General features: G+C 68.3%; 8 protein-coding genes and 1 pseudogene. 6 read left to right on the forward strand and 3 right to left on the reverse strand.

The features are described 5' to 3' along the window. Positions 1-48: 48 nt before the first annotated feature. The 3 genes and pseudogenes from IPK81_13570 to IPK81_13580 all read right to left on the reverse strand — a co-directional run bounded on the left by IPK81_13570 (position 49) and on the right by IPK81_13580 (position 3,380). Positions 49-1,149: a twin-arginine translocation signal domain-containing protein gene (locus IPK81_13570; protein ID QQS10680.1), complete on the reverse strand. Its 1,101-nt coding sequence runs from the start codon at positions 1,147-1,149 to the stop codon at positions 49-51. A gap of 189 nt (positions 1,150-1,338) precedes the next feature. Next, positions 1,339-2,442: a TRAP transporter substrate-binding protein gene (locus IPK81_13575; GenBank protein QQS10681.1), complete on the reverse strand. Its 1,104-nt coding sequence runs from the start codon at positions 2,440-2,442 to the stop codon at positions 1,339-1,341. A 166-nt stretch (positions 2,443-2,608) separates the two neighbouring features. After that, positions 2,609-3,380, reverse strand: a pseudogene (locus tag IPK81_13580) (SDR family oxidoreductase). Between the two features lie 141 nt (positions 3,381-3,521). On the opposite strand from IPK81_13580, the gene IPK81_13585 reads away from it, so the two are divergent. The 6 genes from IPK81_13585 (at position 3,522) to fdhE (ending at position 10,203) form a co-directional block, all read left to right on the forward strand. Next, positions 3,522-3,851, forward strand: a complete 330-nt coding sequence (locus IPK81_13585; GenBank protein QQS10682.1) for a hypothetical protein — start codon at positions 3,522-3,524, stop codon at positions 3,849-3,851. A 119-nt stretch (positions 3,852-3,970) separates the two neighbouring features. Next, positions 3,971-4,147, forward strand: a complete 177-nt coding sequence (locus tag IPK81_13590; GenBank protein QQS15102.1) for a DUF1127 domain-containing protein — start codon at positions 3,971-3,973, stop codon at positions 4,145-4,147. Positions 4,148-4,437: 290 nt separating this feature from the next. Continuing rightward, positions 4,438-7,509, forward strand: a complete 3,072-nt coding sequence (fdnG, locus tag IPK81_13595; GenBank protein ID QQS15103.1) for a formate dehydrogenase-N subunit alpha — start codon at positions 4,438-4,440, stop codon at positions 7,507-7,509. Positions 7,510-7,522: 13 nt separating this feature from the next. Beyond that, on the forward strand, positions 7,523-8,422 hold the full coding sequence (fdxH, locus tag IPK81_13600) for a formate dehydrogenase subunit beta (GenBank protein QQS10683.1): 900 nt from the start codon (positions 7,523-7,525) through the stop codon (positions 8,420-8,422). 81 nt (positions 8,423-8,503) lie between these two features. Continuing rightward, on the forward strand, positions 8,504-9,139 hold the full coding sequence (locus IPK81_13605) for a formate dehydrogenase subunit gamma (GenBank protein ID QQS10684.1): 636 nt from the start codon (positions 8,504-8,506) through the stop codon (positions 9,137-9,139). A gap of 101 nt (positions 9,140-9,240) precedes the next feature. Then, positions 9,241-10,203, forward strand: a complete 963-nt coding sequence (fdhE, locus tag IPK81_13610; protein ID QQS10685.1) for a formate dehydrogenase accessory protein FdhE — start codon at positions 9,241-9,243, stop codon at positions 10,201-10,203. The last annotated feature ends 87 nt before the right edge of the window (positions 10,204-10,290 follow it).

Consider the following 10,290-nt stretch of genomic DNA (forward strand, 5'->3'; position numbering starts at 1 on the left):
ACCCCGCCGGTCGCCCGGCGGGGTTTCTCGTCGAAGATGGTGGAGGGGCTAGCGACCCTTCGCCGACATCGAGAAGTTGAAGTTGTCGAACGTGTTCTCGGCGACGCGGAACCACAGGTTCTGGTCGAGACGGAACGCCTTGACGCTGTCGAACACCTTCTTGAACTTCGCGTTCTTGCCCGACAGCTCGTCGTAGAACTTGTAGGCCTCGTCGAAGCAGGCCTCGAGCACCGGACGCGGGAACGGCTTCAGCACGGTGCCGGCGCCGACGAGCCGCTTGAGCGCCGCCGGGTTGCCGGCGTCGTACTTCGGCACCATCCAGGCGGTCACCTGCGCGGCCGCCGTCTCGACCATCTGCTTGTAGGGCTTCGGCAGGCCTTCCCAGGCCTTGTTGTTGATGTAGAGCGAGCCGATCGAGTGGCCCTCCCACCAGCCCGGGTAGTAGTAGTACTTCGCGACCTTGGCGAGGCCGAGCTTCTCGTCGTCGTAGGGGCCGACCCATTCGCAGGCGTCGAGCGTGCCCTTCTCCAGCGCCGGATAGATGTCGCCGCCGGCGATCTGCTGCGGCACGACGCCGAGGCGCTGCAGGATCAGGCCGGCGAAGCCGCCGACCCGGAACTTCAACCCCTTCATGTCGTCCATCGAGTTGATCTCCTTGCGGAACCAACCGCCCATCTGGCAGCCGGTGCCGCCGAACGGGAAGGAGACGATGTTGTAGTCCTTGTAGAACTCCTGCAGCAGCTGGTTGCCGCCGCCGTGGTACTGCCACGCCAGCGCCTGGCGCTGGTTCATCGAGAACGGCAGGCCGGTCTCGAACACGAAGGTCGGATCCTTGCCGAAGTAGTAGTAGGCCGCCGTCTGTCCCATCTCGACGGTGGAGTTCTGGACGGCGTCCGCGACCTGCAGGCCGGGCACGATCTCGCCGGCGGCGAAGGTGCGGATCTGGAACTTGTTGTCGGACATGTCCGCGATCGCCTTGGCGAACAGCTCCGCGCCGCCGTACAGCGTGTCGAGGGACTTCGGAAAGCTCGACGTCAGGCGCCACTTCACCTCGGGCATCGATTGCGCGATGGCCGGCGCGGCGACAGCCGTTGCGGCCGCGGCCGCGGCGCCGACGCCGGCGCGCTTGACGAATTTACGACGATCCATGACGTGTAACCTCCCGTTGCGACTTTCGAACCGGCGGCCGGCCACCTGCCGACCTTGAATACCCGGATGGTCGACTGTGGCACGGCTGGGAGGAAATTCAAACGCTCAACGCGGCCGGCGCCGGCCCGCCACGAAAAAGCCCCGCCGGAGGCTCTCCGGCGGGGCTGTTCGAGGCGTCGGCGGCGCCGTCTACAGACGGTTCTGCGCCGAGGCCTGGGCGAGGAACGCGTCGAAGCCGCGCTCGGCGACGCGGAACCACAGCACGGAGTCCTTACGGAACTCCTTCCAGCTGTCGTAGATCTTCTTGAAGTTCGGGCTCTTGGCGTTGGTCTCGGCGTAGACCTCCTCGGCCGCCTTGAAGCACGCCTCGAGCACCGGCTGCGGGAACGCCGACAGCTTGGTGCCGGCGCCGACGAGCTCCTTGAGCGCCTTGGGGCTGAAGGCGTCGTAGCGCGACACCATCCAGGTGTTGGCCTGCGCGCAGGCGGCGCGCAGCACCGCCTGGTACGATTTCGGCAGCTCGTTCCACTTCGCCAGGTTGATGAAGGCGTGCAGCACGGCGCCGCCCTCCCACCAGCCGGGGTAGTAGTAGTAAGGCGCCACCTTGTTGAAGCCGAGCTTCTGGTCGTCGTACGGTCCGACCCATTCGGCGGCGTCGATCGTGCCCTTCTCCAGCGACGGATAGATGTCGCCGCCGGCGATCTGCTGCGGCACCACGCCGACCTTGGACATGACCAGGCCGGCGAAGCCGCCGATCCGCATCTTGAGGCCCTTCATGTCGTCGACGGAGTTGATCTCCTTGCGGAACCAGCCGCCCATCTGGGCGCCGGTGTTGCCGGCGGCCATCGCGAAGATGTTGTAGTTCTTGTAGAAGTCGTTGAGCAGCTGCTCGCCGCCGGCCTGGGTCATCCAGGCGTCCTGCTGCCGCGTGTTCAGGCCGAACGGCACGGCGGTGCCGAAGGCGAACGCCGGATCCTTGCCGAAATAGTAGTACGACGCCGTGTGGCCCATCTCGACGGTCGAGTTCTGCACGGCGTCGGCGACCTGCAGGCCGGGGACGATCTCGCCCGCCGCGAACGGCCGGATCTGGAACCGGTTGTCGGTGGCCTCGGCGCACACCTTGGCGATGATCTCGGCGGCGCCGAACAGCGCGTCGAGCGACTTCGGGAAGCTCGAGGTGAGACGCCATTTCAGTTCCGGCATCGACTGCGCGATCGCGGGCGCTGCCAGGGCCGCGGCGCCGGCGGCGGCGGCGCCGACACCCGCGTTACGGACGAATTTGCGACGATCCATCATCTGTCTCCCCGCCGTCGCGGGCACCAACCGACCTCTGACGGCTCCACGGTTTCCCGCCTCCGACGCCGGGGCGGTGTTGGAACGCTTCCTAAGCGCTCCGCCGATGTTGGCAAGCGAAATCCAATCCGCGCCGGGAATCGGCGCGGCGGAGCGGCCGGCGGGCTCAGTTGCGGGACGCCAGTCCGGCGTCGACCGTGACGACCACGCCGCTGGTGTAGGCGGACCGGTCCGACGCCAGGAACGCGGCCAGGTCGCCGATCTCCGACGGCTCGCACGGGCGGCCGAACGGCAGGTGCTTGGTCAGCTCCGGCCAGCGCTCGGGGTCGCCGAACTCCTTCTGCGCCTGCGAACGCATCAGTGTCGTCATTCGGTCGGTCTTGGTGGCGGGCGGGTGGATGCCGACGACCCGGACCCCGTGGTCGACGCTGCGCGATCCGACGGTGCGCGTGAAGGCGGCGATCCCGGCGTTGCCCATGCTGCCGGCGACGTAGTCGTAGGTCAGCTTCTCGCCGGCCAGGCCGATGATGTTGACCACCACGCCGGCGCGGCGGGCGTACATCCGCTCCAGCATGGCGCGCGTCATGTTGATGTAGCCGAACACCTTCAGATCCCACGCCGCGCGCCATTTCGGCTCGTCCATCAGCATCAGGTCGCCGCGCGGGATGGCGCCGGCGTTGTTCACCAGGATGTCGCTGTCGCCGCAGGCCGCGACGCGCGCGCGCCTGGTCGCCGACGCTGACGTCGGTCGGGTGGATCTCGACCGGCACGTTGAACCGCGCCCGCAGCTTGTCGCGGGCGGCCTCCAGATTGCCCTTGTCGCGCGACGCGAGGTGCACACGGCAGCCCTCCGACGCGAAGGATTCGGCGCAGGCGTAGCCGATCCCCTTGGATCCGCCCGTGATCAGGACGCTTTTGCCGGCCAGACGCAGGTCCATGTCGTTCCTCCATGGCGCGTGATCGCGCCGATTGATCGATTGACGGGCGGAGAGTGCCCTTCGAAGCGCGGAACGGCCAGTCTTTGCACGATCATGACGAAGGGTGTGCGCCGGTCGCATAGCGGTCTTGTGGAAAGCGAGGTGGCGCTCATGGTGCGGCGCACCATATCGTTTGTGTGCCCGCAGACGATCGTTAGAATCCACGCGCGGCACGGGAGGAGCCGCCCAACCTCGATCCATTGGAGGTTGGAAAGGCTCCGCATCGACACTCTCAGCGAACTCGAAGCCGCCATGCGGGAAGGCCGGCCGGTCGTTCCGACCGCCGAACTGCGCCGCGCCATCGAGGCCCAGGCGCGCATCGCGCGCGCGCGGCTCATCGGCGACGCCTTCAAGGCCGCCTTCAAGGCCATCACCGGTCAGGGCCCTTGGGTCATTCCGGCCGGCCGCGTCGACGTCGTGCGCGGTCATTAGCGCCGCCTAGACGCGCTTCGCGTTCCCTGCCCGATCAACATCAACCGTTCCACGGGTGAGCCCCCATGTCCGCTTCGACCCTGACCTCTCTGTCCGCGGCCTCGCTGTCCGCGCCATCGATGGACCGTGCGGCATCCGCCGCGCGGCCGTCGCTCCGTAGCATCCTCGCGACATGGCGTCGCCGCGTCCGCGAGCGCGACGAGCTGGCGCGGATGGACGCGCGCGAGCGCAGGGACATCGGTGTCACCGACGCCGATGTCGCGATGGAGATTTCCAAGCCGGCCTGGCGCGCCTGAGGCGCGTCTTCCTTGATGTACCGCTGGACCGATCCGACCGGATCGGTCCAGTGGCCACCGCGCCGCGTCAAAAACGGCCACTCACTGCCATCGTTCCCCGCATTCCGCTGATCAATATTTCGCGCGCGCGCTTGAACCGCGCGACGCCCCCAGCGTAAGATTTGCCCAACGAAACGGCGCCGATGGAAGGCGCCGACGGGGAGACGGAACGGCGCGCCGGTCGAAGTTCCGGCATGTGTCGTCAGCGAACGCCTCCTCCGTCGTTGCGAGGGAGTGAACGCATGGGTGTCGTGAATGTCACCCGGCGCGGCTTGTTCAGGATGACCGGAGCCGCCGTCGGCGCTTCGACCCTGACCGCGCTGGGATTCTCGCCCGCCGGGGCGCAGGGCGCGGTGCGCGCCTTCAAGCTCGAACGCACATCCGAGACCCGCAACACCTGCCCGTACTGCTCGGTCGGTTGCGGCGTCATCATGTATTCGACCGGAGACCGGGCGAAGAACGTGAAGGGCGCCATCGTCCACATCGAGGGCGATCCCGACCATCCGACCAACCGCGGCACGCTGTGCCCGAAGGGCGCGGGCCTGCTCGACTTCATCAACGCCAAGACCCGCCTGCAGTACCCCGAGTACCGCGCGCCGGGGTCGAAGGAATGGAAGCGCATCGGCTGGGACGAGGCGATCGACAAGGTCGCGCGCCACGTCAAGGCCGACCGCGACGCCAACTTCGTCGCCAAGAACGCCGACGGCCAGACGGTGAACCGCTGGACGACCACCGGCTTCCTGGCGGCGTCGGCGACCACCAACGAGACGGCGTGGGCGACGTACAAGACAGTCCGCTCGATGGGGATGCTGGTCTTCGATAATCAAGCGAGGGTTTGACACGGTCCGACGGTGTCCAGTTTGGGCCCGACTTTCGGACGCGGCGCGATGACGAACCTCTGGGCGGATATCAAGAACACCGACCTGGTGGTGATCATGGGCGGCAACGCCGCCGAGGCCCATCCCTGCGGCTTCAAGTGGGTGACGGAGGCCAAGCACAACAAGGGCGCCAAGCTGATCGTCGTCGATCCGCGCTTCACGCGCTCGGCGGCGATGTCGGACCTGTTCATCCAGATCCGGCCGGGCAGCGACATCGCGTTCCTGGGCGGCGTCATCAAGTACCTGCTGGACAACGACAAGATCCAGAAGGAGTACGTCCAGAACTACACCAACGTGCCGTACATCGTGCGCGAGGACTTCAAGTTCGAGGACGGGCTGTTCTCGGGTTACGACGCGGCCAAGCGCGACTACAACCGCGCGAGCTGGGAGTACGAGTTCGGCGACGACGGCTTCGTGAAGTCCGACCCGACGCTGCAGCATCCGCGCTGCGTCTACCAGCTCATGAAGGCGCACTACCAGCGCTACACGCCGGCCATGGTCGAGCGCATCACCGGCGCGCCGCAGGACAAGTTCCTCGAGGCGTGCAAGCTGATCGCCGAGACGTCGTCGCCGCAGAAGGTGATGACGTCGATGTACGCGCTGGGCTGGACCCAGCACTCCAAGGGCTCGCAGAACATCCGCGCGATGGCGATGATCCAGCTGCTGCTGGGCAACATCGGCCTCGCCGGCGGCGGCATGAACGCGCTGCGCGGGCACTCCAACATCCAGGGGCTCACCGACATCGGGCTGATGAGCAACCTGATCCCGGGCTACCTCACGCTGCCGAACGAGCGCGAGGGCGACCTGGCGACCTACATGAAGCCGCGCGGCTTCAAACCGCTGCGTCCCGGCCAGACCAGCTTCTGGCAGAACTACGACAAGTTCTTCGTCTCCTTCATGAAGGCGATGTGGGGCGGCGCGGCGACCAAGGAGAACGATTGGGCCTACGACTACCTGCCCAAGCTCGACGTGCCGGCCTACGACGTGCTGCGCGCCTTCGAGCTGATGCACCAGGGCAAGGTGAACGGCTATTTCTGCCAGGGCTTCACCCCCCTGATGTCGTTCCCCAACCGCAAGAAGATCACCACGGCGCTCGCGAAGCTGAAGTTCCTCGTCGTGATGGACCCGCTCGCCACCGAGACGAGCGAGTTCTGGAAGAACTACGGCGAGCACAACGACGTGAAGACCGAGGACATCAAGACCGAGGTGTTCCGTCTGCCGACGACGGTGTTCGCCGAGGAGAACGGCTCGCTGACCAACTCCGGCCGCTGGCTGCAGTGGCACTGGAAGGCCGCCGAGCCGCCGGGCGAGGCGATCGCCGACATCGACATCATGGCGCGCCTGTTCCTCAAGGTGCGCGAGCTCTACGCCAAGGAGGGCGGCGCGTTCGCGGATCCGATCCTCAAGCTCGACTGGGCGTACGCGAACCCGGCCGCGCCGCAGCCGGAGGAGCTGGCGCGCGAGATCAACGGCCGCGCGATCGCCAACATCCCCGATCCGCGCGACGCCACGCGGGTCGCCATGGCCAAGGGCACGCTGCTCAACGGCTTCGGCGAGCTGCGGGCCGACGGCACGACGGCCTGCGGCTGCTGGATCTACTCCGGCTGCTGGACCGAGCGCGGCAACCAGATGGCGCGGCGCGACGCGACGGATCCGGGCGGGCTCGGCGCGACCCCGAACTGGGCGTGGTCGTGGCCGGCCAACCGCCGCATCCTCTACAACCGCGCCTCCGCCGACGTCGCCGGCAAGCCGTGGAACGACAAGCAGAAGCAGGTCTGGTGGAACGGCGAGCGCTGGACCGGCTACGACGTGCCCGACTACGGTCCGCTGGTGAAGCCGGAGGCCGGCGTCGGTCCGTTCATCATGAACCAGGAGGGCACGGCGCGGCTGTTCACGCGCGCCGGGCTGCGCGACGGACCCTTCCCGGAGCACTACGAGCCGTTCGAGGCGCCGGTGAAGAACGCGCTGCACCCGAACGTCGGCCCCAATCCGGTGGCGCGGGTGTTCAAGGGCGACATGGAGGTGTTCGGCAAGGCCGAGGACTTCCCTTACGTCGCCACGACCTACCGCCTGACCGAGCATTTCCACTTCTGGTCGAAGCACACGCGATCCAACGCGGTGACGCAGCCGGAGGAGTTCATCGAGCTCGGCGAGGAGCTGGCCAAGGAGAAGGGGATCGCCAGCGGCGACCTGATCGAGGTCCGCTCCAACCGCGGCCGCGTCAAGGCCGTCGCCGTCGTCACCAAGCGCATCAAGGCGCTGAAGATCGACGGCAAGCCCGTCCACACCGTCGGCATCCCGCTGCACTGGGGGTTCACCGGCGAGACCAAGCGGGGCTTCGGCTGCAACCAGCTGACGCCCTACGTCGGAGACGCGAACATCGAGACGCCGGAGTACAAGGCGTTCCTGGTGGACGTGAAGAAACTCGGCCGGGCCACGGCGTAGGAGGGAGGCGACCATGAGCAGTCTTCAATCCCTCGACCTGCGCCGCCGCTCGGCGACCACCACGCCGCCGCCGGGCCAGCGCGAGTCGACCGAGATCGCCAAGCTGATCGACGTGTCGCGCTGCATCGGCTGCAAGGCCTGCCAGGTGGCGTGCCTGCAGTGGAACGACCTGCGCGAGGAGGTCGGCGTCAACGTCGGCGTCTACGACAACCCGCACGACCTGACGGAGAACACGTGGACGCTGATGCGCTTCACGGAGATCGACGTCGACGGGCGCTTCGAATGGCTGATCCGCAAGGACGGCTGCATGCACTGCGACGATCCGGGCTGCCTCAAGGCCTGCCCGTCGCCGGGCGCGATCGTGCAGTACAAGAACGGCATCGTCGACTTCGTCTCCGAGAACTGCATCGGCTGCGGCTACTGCGTGAAGGGCTGCCCCTTCAACATCCCGCGCATCTCGAAGAAGGACCAGAAGGCGTACAAGTGCACGCTGTGCTCCGACCGCGTCGCGGTCGGGCAGGCGCCGGCATGCGCCAAGGTCTGCCCGACCCAGGCGATCACCTTCGGCACCAAGAAGGACATGGTCGCGTGGGCCGACAAGCGGATCGTCGACCTCAAGTCGCGCGGCTACAAGAACGCGGGGCTCTACGATCCCAAGGGCGTCGGCGGCACGCACGTGATGTACGTGCTCAAGCACGCCGACCAGCCGCAGATCTACGCCAACCTGCCGAAGGATCCGAAGATCAGCCCGCTAGTCGAGCTGTGGAAGGGCGTCGCCAAGCCGGTGGCGCTGGCCGGCGTGGCGATGGCCGCGCTGGTCGGCTTCTTCCACTACGTCACGCACGGACCCAACGAGGTCCAGGCGGAGGACGAGGACGCGGCCCGGGCCGCGCGCGACCGCGAGGCCGCCTGACCGCGGCGCGCGGCGGCCGCCTGCGGGCGGCCCGCCGCGTCCGCCGCGATCCGCGTCCTGAACCACGGGGGAAACGGCTCCATGGCCGACGACCGCAAGAACATCATCGACCGCTACACCGCCGGCGCGCGGCTCAACTACTGGATCAACGCGATCCTCATGATCTGCCTTGCCCTGTCGGTCATGGCGCTGTTCCATCCGTCGCTGTTCTTCCTCACCGAGCTGTTCGGCGGCGGCGTCTGGACGCGCATCCTGCATCCGTGGATGGGCGTGCTGGCGATGCTCAGCTTCCTCGGGCTGTTCGTGCGCTTCTTCAAGTTCAACCTCTGGAACCGCGACGACAGCGCCTGGATGCGCAACGTCAACCACGTCGTCGCCGGCCGCGAGGACAAGGTGCCGGAGGCCGGCAAGTACAACGCCGGCCAGAAGCTGGTGTTCTGGTCGATGTCGGTGCTCACCATCCTGCTGCTGACCAGCGGGCTGGCCCTGTGGGACTCGCAGTTCGGCCACCTGACCACGGTCGACCAGAAGCGCCTCGCCGCCGTCGTGCACGCGCTGTCGGCGGTGGTGCTGATCTCGGTGGTGATCGTCCACGTCTACGCCGCGATCTGGGTGCATGGCACGATCCGCGGCATGACGCGCGGCTCGGTCACCGGCGGCTGGGCGTGGCGCCACCACCGCAAGTGGCTGCGCGAGGAGGTCCGCAAGGCCGATTGACACGGCCGCGCGGCGCCCGATCATCCTCCCATGCAGATTGATCCGTCTCCCGCCGCCGCGCGGGCCGCGACCACGCGTCCCCCGCGCGCAGGCCGGCCGCGATGAGCCTCAAGGGCCGCGTCGTTCCCGAGCCGGTCGATGTCGGCCAGATGGCGCCGCCGATCTACGCGCGCCTGCCGGACGTCGCCGGGCTCTTCGCGGCGCGCGCTGCGCGGCTCGACACGCTCGCGCCGGGCAATCCGCTGGAGCCGTTCCTGCGCTTCGTCGCGGCGGTCGCCCGCGCCCAGCACGCCGCCGCCGGCCGGCTGCCGGCCGGAACGCTCCCCGGCGCCGACCACATCGCGTTCTGCAAGGCGCACGAGTTCGCGCCGCTCGACCGGCTGACCTGGAAGCGCGATCCGTCCTTCCTCGCCGCCGCGCGCGCGGTCGCGCGCGAACTCGACGGCGTGGACATGCCCGCGCCGGCGCGCGCCGCGCTCGACGCCTTCGCGGCGCGCGACGACGCCTCGGTCGAGGCGCTGGCCGACCGCGCGCTGCGCGGCGCCTGCGAGCGCTGGGAGCACGCCGAGACTCCGTTCGTCGGCGCCGCGCTGGAGCTGCACTGGACGCGGATGGCGGCGCTGCTCGACCTCGCCGACGTGGCGCCGCTGGCGGCGCGCAACCTGTGTCCGGTGTGCGGCTCGCATCCCGTGGCCTCGGTGATCGAGACGGCGCAGGGCCGCCAGGGCTCGCGCTTCCTGTGCTGCCCGCTGTGCCAGACGCGCTGGAACTACACGCGCGTGCAATGCGCGCATTGCGAGGGCTCGAAGGGCGTCGCCTACCAGAGCCTCGAGGGCGCCGCCAGGGCGGTGCGCGCGGAGACCTGCGACGAGTGCCGCTCCTACACCAAGATCCTCTACCACGAGGAGGATCCCGCGCTCGATCCGGTGGCCGACGACCTCGCGACCGTGACGCTCGACATCCTCGTCTCGGAGGGCGGCTGGGCGCGCGCCTGCGCCAGTCCCTACCTCTCGCCCGATCCCGACGAGGCCGACGCGGAGCCGCTGTCGCCGGCGTCGCCGTAGGCCCGCCCGTGTCCGCTCGACGTGGTCGCGCGGCGGGCGCGAGTCGCCTCCCGCGGCGGGTCGGTCTAGACTGGGCGTCGACGAGAG

The organism is Rhodospirillales bacterium (genome assembly GCA_016699855.1).
In the GTDB taxonomy this organism is placed as follows: Bacteria; Pseudomonadota; Alphaproteobacteria; order Reyranellales; family Reyranellaceae.